This is a genomic window from Saccharopolyspora soli (assembly GCF_022678645.1).
In the GTDB taxonomy this organism is placed as follows: domain Bacteria; phylum Actinomycetota; class Actinomycetes; order Mycobacteriales; family Pseudonocardiaceae; genus Saccharopolyspora; species Saccharopolyspora soli.
In genome coordinates, this window is the sequence record NZ_JALBWV010000110.1 from 1 (window position 1) to 18,211 (window position 18,211).

Here is an 18,211-nt window from a genome sequence, read left to right on the forward strand (position 1 = left end):
CGGGGGGGGCGCCGGGGCCCCCCCCCCCCGGGGGGGGGCCCCCCGGGGCCCGGGGGGGGGGGGGGGGGGGTTGGGGGGGGGGGGCCCCCCCCGCCCCCCCCCCCCCCCCACGACTGGTGGACAAAGGCCCTGCTGGGTCGCTTTGTCGACAAAGCGACCCAGCCGCCGAGGTCCGGACCGGGGAGTCCGACCTCCGCAGCGTCAGCGGACAGGTCAGTCCTCGGTCTTCTGGGTGGCGTGTCCGCCGAACTGGTTGCGCAGTGCCGCGACCGCCTTCATCGCAGGCGAATCCTCCTGGCGGGACGCGAACCGGGCGAACAGGGACGCGGTGATCACCGGGGTGGGCACCGCGTTGTTGATCGACTCCTCGACGGTCCACCGGCCCTCGCCGGAATCGTCGACGTAGCCGCGCAGCTCGGCCAGCCCCGGATCCTCCTCCAGCGCCCGGACCAGCAGGTCCAGCAGCCAGGAGCGGACCACGGTGCCCCGGCTCCACGCCTTGATCGTCTCCGGCACGTTGGTGACCAGGCCTGACGCGGACAGCAGCTCGAAGCCCTCGGCGTAAGCCTGCATGAGGCCGTACTCGATGCCGTTGTGCACCATCTTCGCGTAGTGCCCGGCACCGACCGGACCGGCGTGCGCGAAGCCCTCGTCGCGCGGACCCTCCGGCCGCAGCGCATCGAAGATCGGCATGGCGCGCTCGACGTCCGCCGCGTCCCCACCGGCCATCAGGCCGTAGCCGTACTTGGCGCCCCACACCCCGCCGGAGACCCCGACGTCGACGTAGGAGATGCCGTGTTCGGTGAGCAGCGCGGCATTGGCCTGGTCCTCGGTGTACTTCGAGTTGCCGCCCTCGATCACCAGATCACCCGCGGCCAGCAGCCCGGCCAGCTCCTCGACGGTCTGCCGGGTCGGGTCACCGTGCGGCACCATGACCCAGACGATTCGCGGACCGGCCAACTTCTGCACCAGCTCCGCGATCGAGGCGACGTCGCTGACGTCCGGGTTGCGGTCGTAACCGACGACGTCGTGACCGGCGGCGCGCAGCCGCTCACGCATGTTGAAACCCATTCGGCCGAGACCGACAAGTCCGAGTTGCACCGGCTCTCCCTCTGCGAACTGTGTTTCGTCTGGTTGCGGGCTGGAACTCACCAGCTGAATCGATCTGACCGGACCCTATCGATGCACGACCGGGGCTGCGGTCTAGCTGTGCGCCGGATGTGACCCAGGCCCTGTTCGGTTGGGCAGCCGTCCGAGTTCCGGCGCACCGCGCGGACTTCGCCGCCGAAGGTCAGCCCGGCAGGCGGACCGGCATCAGCAGGTACAGGTAGCCCGCCGCTACCTCCCCATCCTCCCCGACCGGCTTGATGAGCGCGGGCCGATTGGCGGTGGTGAACTGCAGCTGGGCCCGGTCGGTCTTCATCGCGCCGAGACCGTCGAGCAGGTACGCCGGGTTGAACGCGATGGTCAGCGGCTCGCCGACCAGTTCCACCGCGAGCTCCTCCTCGGCGCTGCCCTCGTCGTCGCCACCGGCGGACAGCCGCAGCACCCGGTCGGAGAACTCCAGCCGCACCTGGGTGCCGCGCTCGGCGACCAGGGACACGCGCTTGATCGCCTCGACCAGCGGGCCGACGTCGATGTTCGCGGTCGCCGCGCTTTCGGACGGCAACAGCTGCCGGTACTTCGGGAACTCGGCGTCCAGCAGTCGGGTGGTGTTGCGGCGCGCTGTTCCGGACAGCCCGAGCAGGCCGTCACCGGAGGCCAGCGAGATCTCCACCTTGCTGCCGCCCGCACCCAACGTCTTCGCCGAGTCGGCGAGGGTTTTCGCCGGGACGAGCACCGCGGTGTCGTCCATCGAAGTGCCCGGCTCCCAGGTGATCTCGCGCATCGCCAGCCGGAACCGGTCGGTGGCGACCATGGTCAGCTTGTCGGCGTTGATCTCCATCCGGATGCCGGTGAGCATCGGCAGCGTGTCGTCCTTGCCAGCCGCGACCGCGACTTGGCCGACGGCCTCGCTGAACAGATCGCCCGGCACCGATCCCGCGTGCTCGGGCATCGCGGGCAGTTCCGGGTAGTCCTCGACGGGCATGGTCGGCAGCGAGAAGCGGGAGCTGCCGCAGGTGATGGTGACGCGGGAGCCGTCGACGGTGATCTCCACCGGACGAGCCGGGAGCGCCTTGGTGATGTCGGCGAGCAGCCGCCCGGAAACCAGGGTGCGACCGCTGGCGTCGATCGAGGCGTCGGTGGTGACCTGTGCCGAGACCTCGTAGTCGAACCCGGAGATGGTCAGCGCCTCCCCGGAACTCGCGTCGAGCAGCACCCCGCCCAGCACCGGAACCGGTGGCCGCGACGGCAGGCTGCGCGCGACCCAGGCGACGGCGTCGGCGAGACCGTCCCGTTCCACGCGGATCTTCATGGGTGTCCTTTCGGTTTCAGCCGTGGCTCGGCTGCCGGAGAACTGTGTCGAGCTGGAGCCAAGCAGCTCATCAGGTCGGTGTGCTTCGGACCCGCACCGCAGGCGAAGCGATCCCCGCACGAGCACCGGGCACCTGAGTCGCCCGGAGCTCCACCCGAAGTTCGCGGGAGCGGCTTTCGCGGGAGTTCCACCGTAGAGCGTGCTGCGCGATCTCCGCATCCGGGTCCGAGCGGTTCGTGCCGCCGTCTTGGCGCTGCCGGTCCAGTTGTCCACTTATCCACCGCGCCTTCTTCTCTTTTCTTTTTTCTTCTAGAAGAAGAAATGACCGCAGTAGTAGTAAGGGCTGTGGGTTGTGGGGACAGGCGTTGTTTGGGCTGGTCGGGTGGCGTGGCTCGGTGTGGATGAACACGGGATGTAACCGGGGATTGCGACAAGTGGGTGGTGGACAACTTCTGCCCCACCTCGATCCATCCACAGCCATCCCCAGTTGTCCACAGTTCCATCCACAGTTGTCGGCCCGGTTGTACCCAACCCCTGCGGATTTTCGCCCGCTCCACCGATCAGGTTGTGGGCAAAGCTGTGAGAGCGTTGTGGTCAACCCGGCTCAGACCTGTGGGCAGCCCGCTCCAGCTTGTGCACAGCATGTGGATGGCTTGGGGAAATCTCCAGGTCAGCCCTGGGGACAGCGAATCTGTGGACAGCTGGCCCAGTGGCGACTTTTTTGCCGATGGGGTGAGGCGAAGACCACTGCGGTTCCCAGAAAAGTCCGACGCCCCAACATGTTCCGATGAGCGCGGAGCGCGCTCGAACAACCCCGGAACGTGATGATCTGTTCGCCAGACGCCGTCGATTCCGGCTCTTCCGGTGGCCGAGTTGAACGCAAATCTTTTTGTTCGGGCCGCCGGATCAGAGCCAGGTGCGCCAACAGAAAGGTCCCGACGCATCTGGCGGGTCCGGGAAACCGCCCGCGCGGCCGTGGAGCAAGGGAACCTTCCGGTCACCGATGACCGGAAGGTTCCCTTGCTCCGGGCTCGGCACCGGGGGTGGACCTGCGGTCCTACGGCGCTGAACGTGCTGGGTTTCTGCGGTGGGGAGTCGCTCGCGGCGGGGTGGGGCGGCAGAAAGATACGCCGCGCGAGGCGTAGGGGATCACACCGGACGCGTCGCGATAGGGCCGCAGCGGCCATCTGAGCGGGCTGAGCCCCTGACCGCTTGTTTCAGGTGAGGTCCCGGAGCCCGAAAACGGGCGAACGGAGCATCGCACTGCTCTCGTCGGGCGAGAGGAGATCAGCGGGACTGTTGTTTGATGCGAGCGGTGAGTTCCTGGACGTGCTCGTAGACGCGGCGCCGCTCGGCCATCTCCTTGCGGATCTTCTTGTCCGCGTACATCACCGTGGTGTGGTCCCGGCCGCCGAAGTACTGGCCGATCTTCGGCAGCGACGAGTCGGTCAGCTCGCGGCACAGGTACATCGCGATCTGCCGGGCCTGCGCCAGCGCCTTGGTCTTGCCGGGGCCGCACAGATCGTCGATGGTCACGCCGAAGTAGTCGGCGGTCACCGCCATGATCGTCGGCGGGGTGATCTCCGGGGTCTGCGAATCCGGGATTAGGTCGCGCAGCACGATCTCGGCCAGTTGCAGGTCGACCGGCTGCCGGTTCAGCGACGCGAACGCGGTGACCCGGATCAGCGCCCCCTCCAGCTCGCGGATGTTGCGCTCGATGCGCGAGGCGATGAACTCCAGCACGTCGGCCGGGGCGTTCATCCGGTCCTGCGCGGCTTTCTTGCGCAGGATGGCGATCCGCGTCTCCAGTTCCGGGGGCTGGATGTCGGTGATCAGACCCCACTCGAACCGGGTGCGCAGCCGATCCTCCAGGGTGCGCAGCCCTTTCGGCGGTCGGTCCGAGGACACCACGATCTGCTTGTTCGAGTTGTGCAGCGTGTTGAAGGTGTGGAAGAACTCCTCCTGGGTTCCTTCCTTGCCTTCCAGGAACTGGATGTCGTCGACCAGCAGCACGTCGACGTCGCGGTACCGGCGCTGGAACGCCACCTGCCGGTCGTCGCGCAGCGAGTTGATGAAGTCGTTGGTGAATTCCTCGGTGGAGACGTAGCGAACCCGCATTCCGGGGAACAACCGTTGCGTGTAGTGCCCGACCGCGTGCAACAGGTGCGTCTTGCCGAGCCCGGATTCGCCCCAGATGAACAACGGGTTGTACGCGCGGGCCGGTGCTTCGGCCGCGGCCACCGCGGCGGCGTGCGCGAACCGGTTGGAGGAGCCGATGACGAACGTGTCGAAGGTGTACTTCGAATTGAGCCGGGTCTGCGAGGTCGGCGGCGCGTGCTTCGGCGCGGTGAACGGTTGGCCCTGCTGCGGTTCACCCGGCTGTCCGGCTCGGCCGAAGGTCGGCCAGATCTCGCTGCCAGCCTCGCCGGTCTCGCCTTCGGCGGCACCGGTTTCCGGCTCGGCGTCCGCCTCGCCATCACCGTCGGCCTCCGACGGCACCTCACCGTTCGGCCACTTGAATTCGGCGGTCGGGAAGTCGATTTCGGCGGGCTTCTCCGGCGATGCGGACCGGCCTTCGGTGCTGGGTACCGATCCGGTGATCGAGCCGGTGTGCCCGAACGCCTCGGTCGTCCGGCCGAAGCCGGACACTGAGATGTACGGCTGCGACGGTTGATCGGAGCCAGCCGGGGTGCTGCGGCCGGACCAGGAATCAGCCGGTGCGGGTGCCGCGACCGGCCGGGTCGGCGCGGGAACCGCGGTGTCCACCTTCACCGCCAACGACACCTCGCGGCCGAGTCGGCGGGACAGCGCGTCGGTGATCGGGTCGCGCAGTGCTCGCTCGATTGCTTCCTTGGCGAAATCGCTGGGCGCGGCGAGCAGCGCGGTACCGTCCAGCAACCCGATCGGCCGGGTTACCCGCATCCACGCGCGTTGTTGTGGTGAGAGGGTGCCGGAGGACAGCTCCTGCACCACCTCTTCCCAAACTCGACCGAGATCGGCTTGGTGGTCGGACACCGCCTTGCTCCCCTCCCCTCGCTCGCGCAGCCCCCAGTGCGGTCCCGGGCCTGGCTCCCACGGTGCTCGGGTGCGGGCGGTGTCACGGGACGGTGGGGCCAAACTCCGATGATCACCTTTCTGAGCAGGTGTCCACAGAGTTGTCCACAACTTGTGTATGAAGGTACGGCAGGCCGCTTCGGTGATCCCCCCTGGGGCTGCTGTACCGCTGCGATCGAGGTCAAGATGTCCCCCGACGGCCAGTGCTCCCACCCACCGGCCCGCACATCGCAGGGGGGCACGCTAACAAGGCTGCGCCCCAGCCACAAGCGACTCCCGAAGATGCCCGGAAGATCGGGATGTGGCAGCCTGGTCATCGCCGGATCGCGTGAGATTTCCGAGACCGGACTGTGACTTTGGGGCTGCGGTCCCACCCCGGAATCCGGCTGCGAGACGGCGACGGCAACTACTGGACGGGCCGCCCGCGAACCGCAGTTCTTCGTCGGCGACCCCGGTGGTGCGTGCCCAATTGGCACTGCGTACTCTCGTACAGTCCCCCGCTTCTTGAGCGGGCATGTCGCTGCGCCGATATTCCGGCGTCGTGCACCGCTCGGTATTTCCGATGTCGGCACGGGTAGCGACTGCGGCTCGCGAAACAGGGACACCTTGACCGAACCGTGGTTCACCGTGGCCATCGGTGCCTGTAGTAACCGGGAGATCCGACCGTGAGCAAGGGCAAGCGCACTTTCCAGCCGAACAACCGCCGTCGTGCCAGGAAGCACGGGTTCCGGCTGCGCATGCGCACTCGGGCCGGCCGGGCCATCGTGGCCTCGCGCCGTCGCCGGGGTCGCGCGCAGCTGACTGCCTGATCGCCTCCGGCCGTGCTTCCCGCGGCAGCCCGGCTGACCAGGAGCCAGGAGTTCCGCCTGGTGGTCCGTCGTGGTCGCCGGGCCGGGCGGCCCCGTCTGGTGGTCCACGCGTTGCGTCCGGACCAGGCACGGGAGCCCGGCCCGCATCGCACCGGCGGCGAGGCTTTACCGGCAGCCGGGATGAATACGGCGCCCACCCGGATTTCGGATGTCTCGACCCGGGTGGGTTTTGTCGTGAGCAAGGCCGTGGGCACGGCAGTGGTTCGGCACCGGGTCACCCGCCGCCTCCGACACCTGATGCGCGACCGTCTGCCAGCGTTGCCCGCTGGCACACTGGTGGTGGTCCGCGCCTTGCCCCCGGCAGCGGATGCGCCCAGCCGCGAACTCGGTGCGGACCTGGATGCGGCGTTGCGCAAGCTCCGCATCCTCGACCCCGATGTTCCAGCGACGGGTTCCAGGTGATGGCTCCGGACCAACGGCACGACGACAGGCTCCGCGTCCCCGCTCGGCGCCCGAGCCCGCTCGCCTGGGTGCTGCTCGGTCCGGTGCACGTCTACCGCAAGGTGATCTCCCCCCTGCTGCCGCCGACCTGCCGGTTCTACCCCAGTTGCAGCAGCTATGCGGTCGAGGCGCTCACCGTGCACGGCCTGTTCCGCGGCGGCTGGCTTACCCTGCGCAGACTGCTGCGCTGCGGACCCTGGCACCCTGGAGGTCTGGACCCGGTGCCGCCACCCCGTGCGCGGTCCGCAGCGGTTGACCCGAGTGGTGCCCACGCCCCTGAGAAATCTGCCGAGGAGTAGCCCGCGTGCTGGACTTCATCTACTACCCGGTGTCGGCCATTCTGTGGTTCTGGCACAAGGTGTTCGGATTCGTGCTCGATCCGGCCAGCGGCTTCGCCTGGGCGCTGTCGGTGGTGTTCCTCGTCTTCACCCTGCGAGCCCTGCTGTTCAAGCCGTTCGTGCACCAGGTGCGGTCGATGAAGAAGATGCAGGAGTTCGCGCCGCAGATCCGCGAGTTGCAGGCCAAGTACGGCGACGACCGGCAGAAGTTGGCCGCGGAGATGCAGAAGCTGCAGACCGAGCAGGGCTTCAACCCGATCAGCGGCTGCCTGCCGGTGCTGGTGCAGATTCCGGTGTTCATCGGGCTGTTCCACGTGCTCAACGGGTTCAAGCCCGGTGCACCGTCGAACTTCATCTTCAACGCCGATGACGTCGCCTCGTTCGTGAGCGCCGATCTGTTCGGCGCGAAGCTGTCGAACACCATCAGCCAGTCGCCCGAGGTGCTGGCGATGTTCGGTACCAACCGCCTGGACATGTTGCTAGTGGGTGTGCCGCTGATGATCGCCGCCGCGATCGCCACCCACTTCACCGCGCGCCACTCGGTGCAGCGGCAGACCGCCGACGCGGCCTCGAACCCGCAGGCGGCGTTGATGAACCGGCTGACGATGTGGATCTTCCCGATGTTCGCGATCGTCGGTGGCCCGTTCCTGCCGTTGGCGATTCTGCTGTACTGGCTGGCCAACAACTTCTGGACGCTGGGTCAGCAACGGGTGGTGTACCGCCGGATCGACCGCGAGGAGGCTGCGCAGGCTGGCGCGCCCGCGGTCGTCAACTCCACTGCTGTGGAGTCCGCTGCCGCTCCGGTCGTGGAGACCGACGACAGCGCCCGCGCCGCGGATGCGGCGACCAAGGACCAACCCGGTGAGATCCCCGGGGTGATCGAAGACCGTTCTCGCGACACGGACAAGCCGGGCGATGCCCGGTGAGTGCGTCGCGAACCCTGGAGAGGAGACACCCAGTGTCTGAAACCGTGCAGGAGTCGAGCCCGTCCGCGGCCGAGGCCCATGACGAGGCTGTTGCCGAGACCGCGTCTGAGCCGTCGAACACCGAGGCCCTGCTCGTGCAGGAAGGCGACGTCGCCGGCGACTACCTGGAGCGCCTGCTCGACCTGTTGGACTACGACGGGGACATCGACCTCGATGTGGAGGCCGGTCGCGCGGTGGTGAGCATCGACGGCGGCGAAGATCTGGAGAAGCTCGTCGGCAGTCGCGGCCAGGTGCTGGAGGCGCTGCAGGAGCTCACCCGGCTCGCGGTGCAGCAGGACACCGGCGTCCGCAGTCGGCTGATGCTGGACGTCGCAGGCTGGCGGGCGGGTCGGCGACGGGAGCTGACGGAGCTCGGCCGCTCGACGGCGGAAGGTGTGTTGGAGAGCGGCAAGGAGGCGCGGCTGCGTCCGATGACGCCATTCGAGCGGAAGATCATCCACGACGCGGTTGCGGCGATCGATGGCGTGCACAGCGAGAGCGAGGGCGAAGAACCCAACCGCAAGGTGGTCGTCTTCAAGAGCTGACCTCGCCAGCCGGTGCCCCCGCGGTCTTCGGGCCGACGGGGGCACTGTTGTATTCGCAGTGCGTTTCACGTGAAACAGAGCCGCAATCCCGCTGTGCGTGAATGGGCTCCCCGGTCCCCCGCCATCTTCCGGGTGACTGCGACTTGAAACGTCTAGGTGAGGTTTCACGTGAAACGCGGGTTGCTGTGTCACTGCGGACCGCGATCCGGCAGGCTTAGGCGAACCCATCTGGTTCCACGTGAAACATCGACACGGGGTGAATGCTTTGACCGAGGGTGCGCCGACGGCGGCGCGGGTCGTATTCGGTGAGCGGTTGGCGTTGGCGGAAGGCTTCGCGGAGCTGCTCCGGGAGCACGGAATCCGCCGCGGATTGATCGGTCCGCGGGAGCTTGACCGGCTTTGGGAAAGACATTTGTTGAACTCTGCGGTTGTTGCGGAGTTGCTGCCCCCGAACTGCCGGGTTTTGGACGTAGGCTCTGGGGCAGGGTTGCCGGGCATCCCATTGGCGATCGCCCGCCCGGATCTCGACCTGACCCTGTTGGAGCCGATGGCTCGACGGGTGGCGTGGTTGCAGGAAGTCATCACCGAGTTGGCACTCGCCGTCGAGGTGGTGCGTGGACGTGCCGAGGAGGGCCCGGTGCGCGAACGGCTCGCCGATCAGGATGCCGTGACCGCGCGCGCCGTGGCGCCGATGGAACGGCTCGCGAAGTGGTGCCTTCCACTGCTGAGACCGGGCGGCCAGTTGCTCGCCATGAAGGGCGACAGCGCGGCGGAGGAAATCGAACGGGATGCGGCAGCGATTCGTGCGGCCGGTGGTGGCCGCGCGGAACTGATTTCGTGTGGTGTCGGAGTACTAGCGGTACCGACGACCGTCGTCGTGGTGGAACGGGCCACGGCGGCCCGAAGTGCGTCCGGTCGGCGTCGTGACGGTGCGCGTCGAACGAGAAAGGATCGTGGACGGTGAATCCGGAGTCAAACGGAGCGGGTCGTGTTTCACGTGAAACGAGGGGGCGTGCAATGGGTAGTTTGCGGTTCCCTTCCGGACCGGCGGACGAGCAGCCGGTGAGCAGCTTCGGCAGGGACGACATCGGTTGGACTCCGATAATGGAGGAGGCCCAGCGGGCGACCCGGGTGCTGCACCCGGACACCCTGGAGCTCCCCCGTCCCACGCACCGGCGGATCATCACTGTCGCCAACCAGAAGGGCGGCGTGGGCAAGACGACGAGCACGGTGAACCTCGCGGCCGGTCTCGCGCTGCACGGGCTCAAAGTGTTGGTGATCGACCTCGACCCGCAGGGCAATGCGAGCACCGCGCTGGGCGTCGAGCACCGGTCCGGCGTCCCGTCGGTGTACGAGGTGCTGCTCGGCGAGATCAACGTCGCGGATGCCGCGGCGCAGAGCACCCAGTCCAACAACCTGTGGTGCGTGCCAGCGACGATCGACCTGGCGGGCTCGGAGATCGAACTCGTCACCATGGTGGCGCGGGAAGGCCGGTTGAAGGAGGCGCTGAACTCCGAGGCGGTGGACCAGCTCGCGCCCGACTACGTCTTCGTGGACTGCCCGCCGTCGCTAGGCCTGCTCACGGTGAACGCGTTGGTGGCGGCGCACGAGGTGCTCATCCCCATCCAGTGCGAGTACTACGCCCTTGAAGGACTCGGCCAGCTGCTGCGCAACATCGAGCTGGTGCAGTCGCACCTGAACCCGGCGCTGTGGGTGTCGACGATCCTGCTGACCATGTACGACGGGCGCACCAAGCTGGCGGACCAGGTCACCGCCGAGGTGCGCGCGCACTTCGGGGACCTGACGCTGCGCACCGTGATTCCGCGGAGCGTCAAGATTTCCGAGGCGCCTGGCTTCGCCCAGACGATTTTGACGTATGACCCGGGCTCGCGCGGTGCGATGAGCTATCTGGACGCCGCGCGGGAGATCGCTGAGCGAGGCGCCGAGAGGAAGACGGCATGACCGAACGTCGAGGTGGTCTTGGCCGCGGTATTGCCGCTCTGATCCCGAGCGGTCCCCCGGCGGGCGATGGTGCCGCGCTGCGTAGCCCCGTGCTGCGCGGGCCGCAGCCGACCGAGCCCGCGGAAGAGTCGGTTTCACGTGAAACCGGCGGGACCGTGGCCGGTGCGGTGTACCGCGAGATCGCCATCTCCTCGATCACGCCGAACCCCAAGCAACCACGCCAGGTGTTCGACGAGGAGGCGCTGCGCGAACTGCAGCACTCCATCCGAGAGTTCGGTTTGATGCAGCCCATCGTGGTGCGCGAGCTGGAAGAGGACCAGTTCGAGCTGATCATGGGTGAACGGCGGTGGCGTGCTTCCCAGCTGGCCGGGCTGGAGTTCATCCCGGCGATCGTCCGGAAGACCCAGGACGACGAGCTGCTGCGGGACGCGCTGCTGGAGAACATCCACCGGGTGCAGCTCAACCCGCTCGAAGAGGCGTCGGCCTACCAGCAGCTGCTGGAGGAGTTCGGCGTGACGCACGACCAGCTGGCGGATCGGCTCGGCCGCAGCCGTCCGGTCATTACCAACACCATCAGGCTGCTGCGGTTGCCGATGCCGGTGCAGCGGCGGGTGGCGGCCGGAGTGCTCTCGGCCGGACATGCCCGAGCGCTGCTGAGCCTGGACGACGCCGGGAACCAGGAGGACCTCGCCAAGCGGATCGTTGCGGAGGGCCTGTCGGTCCGGGCGACGGAAGAGGCGGTGACCCTGCAGAAGTCGGGCGGCGCGGCGAAGGAGAAGCCGACCGCGAAGAAGCCGATCCAGGCCCCTGGCTTCGACCGGCTCGCCGAACGGCTGTCCAACCACTTCGACACGACGGTCAAAGTGGAGCGCGGGCGGCGGAAAGGACGGATCGTCGTGGAGTTCGGCTCGATCGATGATCTTGAGCGGGTGGCAGAGTTGATCTTGGGTGATCAGGCGCGGGAGATTCACGATCAATGACACCGGGGTCTTTCGTCACGGTGACGATCACTTTCCGCAACTGAAAACTACCTAGTGCAACGAAATATGGGTCCGGTCTCGATGGAGGCCGGACCCATTCGTTTCACGTGAAACAGCCGATCATCGTGATCGGGAGATCGCGCGTTCGACGAGCGTCGCGAAAACCTCCCCCAGGGATCGTCCGGCCGCCTCGACCGCCATCGGCAGCAAGGAGGTCTCGGTCAGTCCGGGCGACACATTGACTTCCAGGAAGTGCGGCGTGCCGCTCCGATCGATGATCGCGTCCGTCCGCGAGACGTCGCGCAGCCCGAGCAGCCGATGCGCGGCGATCGCCAACTCGCCCGCAGCGGCGGCCACTTCTGGTGAGACCTCCGCAGGCGCGTGGTAGCTGGTGAGTCCGGCGGTGTATCGAGCGGTGTAGTCGTAAACGCCGTCGGCCGGTTCGATCTGCACGGCGGGCAATGCCTCCGGACCGTCCGGTCCGTCGATGACGGTGATCGCCACCTCGGTCCCCTCCACGAATTGCTCGACGAGCACGGCGTCCCCGTAGGACAGCGCGCCCACCATCGCGGACGGGAGTTCCGCGGCGTCGCGCACCACGTGCGCACCCAGTGCCGACCCGCCCTGGTCGGGCTTGAGCATCAGCGGCAGGCCGAGCTTGGCGACGAGTGCGTCCAGCACCGCCTGCGCGCCGAGTTCGCGGAAGGTGGCGTGCGGCAGCGCCACCCAGTCCGGGGTGGTTAGTCCGGCACGCGCGAGCTCGGCCTTCGCGGTCGGCTTGTCCCACGCTCGGCGGCATGCGTACGGGCCGGTGCCGACGTAGGGCACGCCGAGCAGGTCCAGCACCGCCTGCACCGCACCGTTCTCCCCTTCCCCACCGTGCAGCGCGACCACGACCGCGTCGGGCCGCTCCTGCTTGATCCGGGATAGCAGCCGGGCGTCGGCGTCCCACTCCGCCACGGTCGTGCCGACCGAGCGAAGTGCGGCGGACAACCGGCGCCCGGAGCGCAACGACACGTCGCGCTCGTGCGAAAGTCCGCCTGCGAGGACGGCAACCCAGCGATCAGACACTCAGCACACCCCTGGAAAGTAGTAGTCCACTGTGCACGGGAGAACTCCGTGTGCACAGTGGACCGTACCGACTGTTGGGCCTCGTGTGTACCGGCAGTGCGCGTGGTCGACCGCACTTCGACACCAGGCGAGGACGGACCTACGCGGTGTCCGGGGAGGGAGCCTGCGGGCCCGGCACGCTGCGCTGCGGCACCGTGCCGAAGGTGCGGACCAGTTCCATCTCCTCGGTCAACGTGTTGGCCAGCCGTCGCACGCCCTCCCGGATCCGCTCAGGAGTCGGGTAGCAGAACGACAACCGCATCTGCCGACTGCCGAACCCGTCGCGGTAGAACCCGGTACCCGAGACGTAGGCGACGCGTTTGGTCACCGCCCGCGGCAACATCGCCTTGGTGTCCACGCCCTCCGGCACGGTGAGCCAGACGAAGAAGCCGCCGTCGGGGCGAGTCCACGTGCAACCGGGCGGCATGTACTGCTCCAGCGCGCTGACCATCGCGTCGCGGCGCTCCCGGTACTGCTCCTGGAAGATCTTGATCTGCCCCTGCCAGTCGTGGGTGCTCAGGTAGCGGGACACGATCATCTGGTTCAGCGTCGGCGGGCACAGCGTGGCCGACTCGGCGGTCAGGACCAGCTTCTCCCGGACCGCGTGCGGTGCGAGCGCCCAGCCGACCCGCAGGCCCGAGGCGAAGGTCTTGGAGAACGAGCCGAGGTAGACGACGTTGTCCGCGTCCATGCTGCGCAGCGCGGGATACGGCCGACCGTCGAAGCCCAGCAGGCCGTACGGGTTGTCCTCCACCACGAGGATGCCGTGTTGGGCGCAGATCTCCAGGACCTCGGCCCGCCGCGGCACGGCGAGCGTGATGCCGCCCGGATTGTGGAAGTTCGGGATGGTGTAGAGGAATTTGATCCGCTTGCCCTGCGCGGTCACCTCGGCGATGGCCTGGCGCAGCGCGGACGGTTGCAGGCCGTCGGCGTCCATCGCGACGTGCACGACCTCGGCTTGGTACGCGGCGAACGAGCCGAGCGCGCCGACGTAGGACGGGCCTTCGGCGAGGATGACGTCGCCCGGATCGCAGAAGATGCGGGTGACCATGTCCAGGGCCATCTGCGAGCCCGCGGTGACCATCACATCGTCCGGGTGGGCGGAGATCCCTTCCAGCGCCATGACTTCGCAGATCTGCTCGCGCAGTTCCGGCACCCCGTGCGCGGAGCCGTACTGCAGCGCGACCTGGCCGTCCACGGAGATCAGCCGGGCGACCTCGGCGGCCAGCGAATCCAGCGGCAGCGCGGCGAGGTTGGGCATGCCGCCCGCCAGCGAGACCACCTCGGGGCGGCTGGCGACGGCGAAGAGAGCTCGGATCTCGGAAGCGGTCATCCCGGTGGTCCGCTCGGCGTACTGCGCCCGGTAGGCGTCCAGGTTGCGTGCGGGTTTCTCGGGCTGGCTGGGCTCTTCCGGCGTGGCCGGTTGGCTTCCGTGATCCGACATATCGCGCTCCGGTTTCGGTTGTGCGCTCTGCTCGCCCCCGGAGGGACGATCGGGCGATTCTATAGGTGCTATCGCCGCGACCCACCCCCCGTGTAACGAGCACCTCGCACAACGAGGGTCTCCCGTTCATTTTGCGGGGTGGCGCGAGCTGAGCCCCACCCGGCGAGCGGCCGACGCCGCTCGTGGCAGGAGTTTTTCCACGTCGGCTCGCCGGTAACCCATCTCACCCCATCGAGGTGCGCTCGGTGAGCTCTGGCGCTTTCGGTGCCGTGGCCCGGCGGCTTATCCTGACCACATCCGCGCCTGTGGAGTGCGCGGACTTGTGTGGGTTTTCCAGGAGGTCAGGTGTCGCGACGCGTCGTCGGCGTCACGCTGGACAACCTCGACCACCTGCCCCAGCAGTGTCGCCGATGTGTTTTCTGGGAATTGGCGCCGCATGTCCGGGAGCAGGCCGAGGAGTTCGGCGAGACCGAACTGGAGAAGGAAGCTTGGGTCTCCAGCGTGCTGCTGGAGTGGGGTTCCTGCGGCCGCATCATCTACGTGGACGGCGTTCCAGCGGGCTATGCCATGTACGCGCCGCCTGCGGCTGTGCCGCGCTCCACGGCCTTCCCGACCGCGCCGGTGAGCGCGGACGCGGTGCTGCTAACGGCGCTGCGCGTGCTGCCTGAGTTCCAGCACGGCGGCCTGGGCCGGGTGCTGGTGCAGAACGTCGCGAAAGACCTGACCAGGCGCGGGGTGAAGGCGGTGGAGGCGTTCGGCGATCTGGAGGGCTCCGCGGCGGGCTGCGTGATCCCGGCCGGGTTCCTGCAGCAGGTCGGCTTCAAGACGGTCCGGCCGCACCCGAAGTGGCCCCGGATGCGGCTTGAGCTGCGCACCGCGATCTCCTGGAAGGAAGACGTCGAGGCGGCGCTGGAGCGCCTGCTCAGCTCGGTGACGATCAAGACGGCCGAACCGATGGTCGGCGGCGCCTGACAAATCCCCTTGCCGCCAAGTCGACAAACCGACCTGTCTAGATGCGAGAACTTCCGCAATTCGGAAGACCTCTGTCGTTGTGCGGCGGGGCGGTCAGGCGCCTTCGGCGCGGGCGAGTTCGTGGCGCAGCAGGTCGTCGAAGGTGAAGGTGCCGGTCGGCTGGTCGTCCTTGCCCAACAGGTACAGCCGTTTGACCGCGACCAGCAGACCTTCCGCCACGACGTCCCGGAAGGCCGGGTCCAACAGCCGACTGCGGTCGCGGGCGTTGGTCAGGTAACCGATCTCCATCCGAACCGCGGGCATCCGGGTCAACCGCAGCACATCCCAGGTCTTGGGGTGGGTGTGGCAGTCCCGCAGCCCGGTCCGGGCGACGATCTCGCGCTGCAGGAAGCCCGCCAGCGCTTCGCCCACGGTGGAGGTGGTGCCGTTGCCGGTGCCGAAGTGGAAGCTCGCCACGCCCTCCGCCAGCGGCGATGGATTGGCGTCGATGTGCAGTGACAGGCACATGTCGGCCCCGGCCTCGTTGGCGAACCCAGCGCGGTCGGCGTCCGGCGGGCAGGCGTTGGGGCCGCGGGTGATCAGCGCTTCCATCCCGGTGGCGACCATCCGGCCTTCCAACCGGCGGGCCAGGTCCCAGGTCAGGTCGGCTTCGTGCACGTTGCCGATGCACGCCCCGCGATCCGGACCGCCATGTCCCGGATCGATCACGATTCGCTTCCCGCGCAATCGAGGCCCGGCGCGGCGGACTTTCTCCTGCTCGCGCAGGAACACCGGCCGACCGCCGCGGACCTTCGGCGCGAGCTGCTTTAGCGCCCGCAGCGTGCCCGGCCCGCAGATGCCGTCGGAGTTCAGCCCGTAGTCCCGCTGGAAGCTGCGCAGCGCCTGCTCGGTCTCCCGGCCGAAGATGCCGTCCGGTCGACCCGCGTCGTAGCCCAGCTCCAGCAGCCGTTCCTGCAACGCGAAGACGTCGTCGCCGCTGATCGGCTTGGACACCAGGAAGGCCAGCGAGCGGTCCCCGAGACGCCAGCGCGCGTCCGTCAACGCCCGGTAGGTCGCCGGGCCGACGACTCCGTCGGTGATCAAACCGCGTTGTTGCTGGAAGACCCGAACCGCCTGTTCCACCGCTTCGTCAAAGATCGCCGGGCCCGTCCGGGCGTTGGCCGGAAGCAGACCCAGCGCTGCAAGAGTGTTCTTGATCTCGGCAACGGCCGGACCGACGTCACCGCGGTGGAGCAGCTGCATGCACTCCTCGCTCGATTCAGGCGCCGGTTTGGCACCGACGCGAAGCATGACCGGGGGATGCCCCGGGATCCCGTTCTGCGTGCCGGGTCCGGAAGGCGGACCCGTCGGGTCATTGTGCCTTGTGTGCCGGGACCCGGCGCTGCGGCCCACGGGCACCGGGTCGGACGTGCGACAACGGCCCGTGGGTGGGCGATCTCGTGCAGCAGGCGAAAAAACACGGTCCCGCCGTCACTGTCCTATCGACAGGACGGCGGGACCGCGTTATTCGGTTGCGTCAGATGGAGTCCGATTTCACAGGTAGTCGGACAAGTCCGACACCAGCGCGGCCTTCGGCTTGGCGCCGACGATCTGCTTGACGGGTTCGCCCTTGTCGAACAGCAGCAGCGTCGGGATGGACATCACCTGGTAGTCGCGCTGCAGGCTGGGGTTCTTGTCGATGTCCAGCTTGGCGACGGTGATCTTGTCCTTGTGCTCGGCGGCGATCTCCTCCAACACCGGGGCGACCATCTTGCACGGGCCGCACCAGGTGGCCCAGAAGTCCACCAGCACGGGCTTGTCGCTGTCCAGGACCTTGCTCTTGAACGTGTCGGCGTCCACGACGACCGTGTTGTTGGCGTCGGCCATGTTCTCTCCCTCTTGGTAGGTCTGTTTGCGGGCTCAGTGCGTCGAGCCAGCCCCGTAGCCGCCGCCGACGAGTTCGGAGGCCAGCTCGGCCGTCGCGGTCTCGTGTTCGGCGAGCCAGCGTTCGGCGTCGATGGCCGCGGCGCAGCCGGATCCGGCTGCGGTGACCGCCTGCCGGTAGGTGTGGTCGACCAGGTCACCGGCGGCGAAGACGCCGGGGATGCCGGTGTGCGTGGTGGGTTGCTGGACCTGCACGTAGCCCTCGCTGTCGACGGTGACCTGATCGCGCACCAGTTGGCTGCGCGGGTCGTGGCCGATCGCGACGAACATGCCGGTCACGTCCAGCTCGGAGGTCTCGCCGGTGATCGTGTCGCGCAGCTTGAGGCCGGTCACGGTGGTGTCGCCGAGGACCTCGGCCACCAGGGCGTTGGTCCGCCACTTGATCTTCTCGTTGGCGCGGGCCCGCTCCAGCATGATCTTGGAGGCGCGGAACTCCTCGCGGCGGTGGATGATCGTCACCGACCGCGCGAAGCGGGTCAGGAAGGTGGCCTCCTCCATCGCCGAGTCACCGCCGCCGATGACGGCGATGTCCTGGTCCCGGAAGAAGAAACCGTCGCAGGTGGCGCAGGCCGACACACCGCGCCCGAGCAACTTCTCCTCACCGGGTACGCCGAGGTAGCGGGCTGCGGCGCCCATCGCCAGGATCACGGTCTTGGCGCGGTACTCCACGCCGTTGGCCAGGACCGTCTTGATTTCGCCGGTGAGATCGAGCCGCTCGACGTCCTCGGCCCGCAGTTCGGCACCGAAGCGTTCCGCCTGGGCGCGCATCTGCTCCATCAGGTCGGGGCCCATGATCCCGTCCCGGAAGCCCGGGTAGTTCTCCACGTCGGTGGTGGTCATCAACGCGCCACCGAACTGGGTTCCCTCGAAGACCAGTGGTTCCAGCTCGGCCCGCGCGGCGTACACCGCGGCGGTGTACCCGGCTGGACCAGAGCCCACGATGATCACGTTGCGGACGTCGCCAGTCACCGCGCCCCTTCCATCGTTGCGTCACCGCCGCGCTGGGCGCGCGACCGTACCCGAGTCAACGCGATCCTATTCGGCTCTGTTCCCGATCAAGTTGCGGCCGTGCTCCAGGGCACACCGGAGTGGGGGGGGGGGGGGGGGGGGGGGGGGGGCGCCGGGGGGGGGGGGCCCCCCCCCCCCCCGCGGCCGCGGGGGGGGGGGGGGGGGGGGGGGGGCCGGGGGGGGG

16 protein-coding genes and 1 pseudogene are annotated in these 18,211 nt (G+C 68.2%); 9 read left to right on the forward strand and 8 right to left on the reverse strand.

The window, feature by feature from the left end:
- Positions 1-213: 213 nt before the first annotated feature.
- From gnd to dnaA, 3 genes are all read right to left on the reverse strand, one after another.
- Positions 214-1,101 carry a phosphogluconate dehydrogenase (NAD(+)-dependent, decarboxylating) gene (gene gnd, locus MOQ72_RS41930; protein ID WP_242191561.1) on the reverse strand — a complete coding sequence of 296 codons (888 nt, stop codon included), beginning with the start codon at positions 1,099-1,101 and terminating at the stop codon, positions 214-216.
- Between the two features lie 190 nt (positions 1,102-1,291).
- Positions 1,292-2,416, reverse strand: coding sequence for a DNA polymerase III subunit beta (dnaN, locus tag MOQ72_RS41935; protein WP_242191562.1), 1,125 nt, complete (start codon positions 2,414-2,416; stop codon positions 1,292-1,294).
- 1,287 nt (positions 2,417-3,703) lie between these two features.
- Complete coding sequence (dnaA, locus tag MOQ72_RS41940; protein WP_242191563.1) at positions 3,704-5,431, reverse strand: chromosomal replication initiator protein DnaA; 1,728 nt, start codon at positions 5,429-5,431, stop codon at positions 3,704-3,706.
- Positions 5,432-6,135: 704 nt separating this feature from the next.
- Between dnaA and rpmH the strand changes: the two genes are divergently transcribed.
- The 8 genes from rpmH to MOQ72_RS41980 all read left to right on the forward strand — a co-directional run bounded on the left by rpmH (position 6,136) and on the right by MOQ72_RS41980 (position 11,570).
- Positions 6,136-6,279, forward strand: coding sequence for a 50S ribosomal protein L34 (rpmH, locus tag MOQ72_RS41945; RefSeq protein WP_083822226.1), 144 nt, complete (start codon positions 6,136-6,138; stop codon positions 6,277-6,279).
- Positions 6,280-6,291: 12 nt separating this feature from the next.
- Complete coding sequence (rnpA, locus tag MOQ72_RS41950) at positions 6,292-6,741, forward strand: ribonuclease P protein component (RefSeq protein ID WP_242191564.1); 450 nt, start codon at positions 6,292-6,294, stop codon at positions 6,739-6,741.
- Positions 6,741-7,079 carry a membrane protein insertion efficiency factor YidD gene (gene yidD, locus MOQ72_RS41955; RefSeq protein ID WP_242191565.1) on the forward strand — a complete coding sequence of 113 codons (339 nt, stop codon included), beginning with the start codon at positions 6,741-6,743 and terminating at the stop codon, positions 7,077-7,079. The genes rnpA and yidD overlap by 1 nt, the downstream gene beginning before the upstream one ends.
- A 5-nt stretch (positions 7,080-7,084) precedes the next feature.
- Entirely contained in the window at positions 7,085-8,044 is a 960-nt protein-coding gene (gene yidC / locus MOQ72_RS41960; RefSeq protein WP_242191566.1) for a membrane protein insertase YidC, read from the forward strand.
- Between the two features lie 32 nt (positions 8,045-8,076).
- The gene (locus tag MOQ72_RS41965; RefSeq protein ID WP_242191567.1) at positions 8,077-8,628 is read left to right on the forward strand and encodes a Jag family protein; all 552 of its coding nucleotides are present in this window, start codon (positions 8,077-8,079) and stop codon (positions 8,626-8,628) included.
- A gap of 265 nt (positions 8,629-8,893) precedes the next feature.
- Positions 8,894-9,592 (forward strand): 16S rRNA (guanine(527)-N(7))-methyltransferase RsmG, encoded by a 699-nt coding sequence (gene rsmG, locus MOQ72_RS41970; protein ID WP_242191568.1) that lies wholly within the window; start codon positions 8,894-8,896, stop codon positions 9,590-9,592.
- Between the two features lie 53 nt (positions 9,593-9,645).
- Entirely contained in the window at positions 9,646-10,590 is a 945-nt protein-coding gene (locus tag MOQ72_RS41975; RefSeq protein WP_277955472.1) for a ParA family protein, read from the forward strand.
- Entirely contained in the window at positions 10,587-11,570 is a 984-nt protein-coding gene (locus MOQ72_RS41980) for a ParB/RepB/Spo0J family partition protein (protein WP_242191569.1), read from the forward strand. The genes MOQ72_RS41975 and MOQ72_RS41980 overlap by 4 nt, the downstream gene beginning before the upstream one ends.
- 120 nt (positions 11,571-11,690) lie before the next feature.
- Here the strand turns inward: MOQ72_RS41980 and MOQ72_RS41985 are convergent, their stop codons facing one another.
- Both MOQ72_RS41985 and MOQ72_RS41990 read right to left on the reverse strand, forming a co-directional pair.
- Positions 11,691-12,641, reverse strand: coding sequence for a D-alanine--D-alanine ligase family protein (locus tag MOQ72_RS41985; RefSeq protein WP_242191570.1), 951 nt, complete (start codon positions 12,639-12,641; stop codon positions 11,691-11,693).
- A gap of 139 nt (positions 12,642-12,780) precedes the next feature.
- Positions 12,781-14,124, reverse strand: coding sequence for an aminotransferase-like domain-containing protein (locus tag MOQ72_RS41990; RefSeq protein WP_242191571.1), 1,344 nt, complete (start codon positions 14,122-14,124; stop codon positions 12,781-12,783).
- A 345-nt stretch (positions 14,125-14,469) separates the two neighbouring features.
- Here MOQ72_RS41990 and MOQ72_RS41995 point away from each other — a divergent pair, with 345 nt between their 5' ends.
- Positions 14,470-15,096: a GNAT family N-acetyltransferase gene (locus MOQ72_RS41995; protein ID WP_242191572.1), complete on the forward strand. Its 627-nt coding sequence runs from the start codon at positions 14,470-14,472 to the stop codon at positions 15,094-15,096.
- Between the two features lie 93 nt (positions 15,097-15,189).
- Here the strand turns inward: MOQ72_RS41995 and MOQ72_RS42000 are convergent, their stop codons facing one another.
- The 3 genes and pseudogenes from MOQ72_RS42000 to trxB all read right to left on the reverse strand — a co-directional run bounded on the left by MOQ72_RS42000 (position 15,190) and on the right by trxB (position 17,988).
- Positions 15,190-16,338, reverse strand: a complete 1,149-nt coding sequence (locus MOQ72_RS42000; protein WP_242191573.1) for an N-acetylmuramoyl-L-alanine amidase — start codon at positions 16,336-16,338, stop codon at positions 15,190-15,192.
- 291 nt (positions 16,339-16,629) lie between these two features.
- A pseudogene (gene trxA, locus MOQ72_RS42005) lies at positions 16,630-16,965 on the reverse strand (thioredoxin); the annotation flags it as partial.
- Positions 16,966-16,995: 30 nt separating this feature from the next.
- Positions 16,996-17,988 (reverse strand): thioredoxin-disulfide reductase, encoded by a 993-nt coding sequence (gene trxB, locus MOQ72_RS42010; RefSeq protein ID WP_242191575.1) that lies wholly within the window; start codon positions 17,986-17,988, stop codon positions 16,996-16,998.
- Positions 17,989-18,211 lie beyond the last annotated feature (223 nt).

Bases quoted from the DNA above. Each gene is read 5' to 3' on its own strand.
- yidD (WP_242191565.1), top strand. From the start codon at position 6,741: ATGGCTCCGGACCAACGGCACGACGACAGGCTCCGCGTCCCCGCTCGG.
- MOQ72_RS41975 (WP_277955472.1), top strand. From the start codon at position 9,646: ATGGGTAGTTTGCGGTTCCCTTCCGGACCGGCGGACGAGCAGCCGGTG.
- dnaN (WP_242191562.1), bottom strand. From the start codon at position 2,416: ATGAAGATCCGCGTGGAACGGGACGGTCTCGCCGACGCCGTCGCCTGG.
- MOQ72_RS42000 (WP_242191573.1), bottom strand. From the start codon at position 16,338: ATGCAGCTGCTCCACCGCGGTGACGTCGGTCCGGCCGTTGCCGAGATC.
- MOQ72_RS41990 (WP_242191571.1), bottom strand. From the start codon at position 14,124: ATGTCGGATCACGGAAGCCAACCGGCCACGCCGGAAGAGCCCAGCCAG.
- MOQ72_RS41980 (WP_242191569.1), top strand. From the start codon at position 10,587: ATGACCGAACGTCGAGGTGGTCTTGGCCGCGGTATTGCCGCTCTGATC.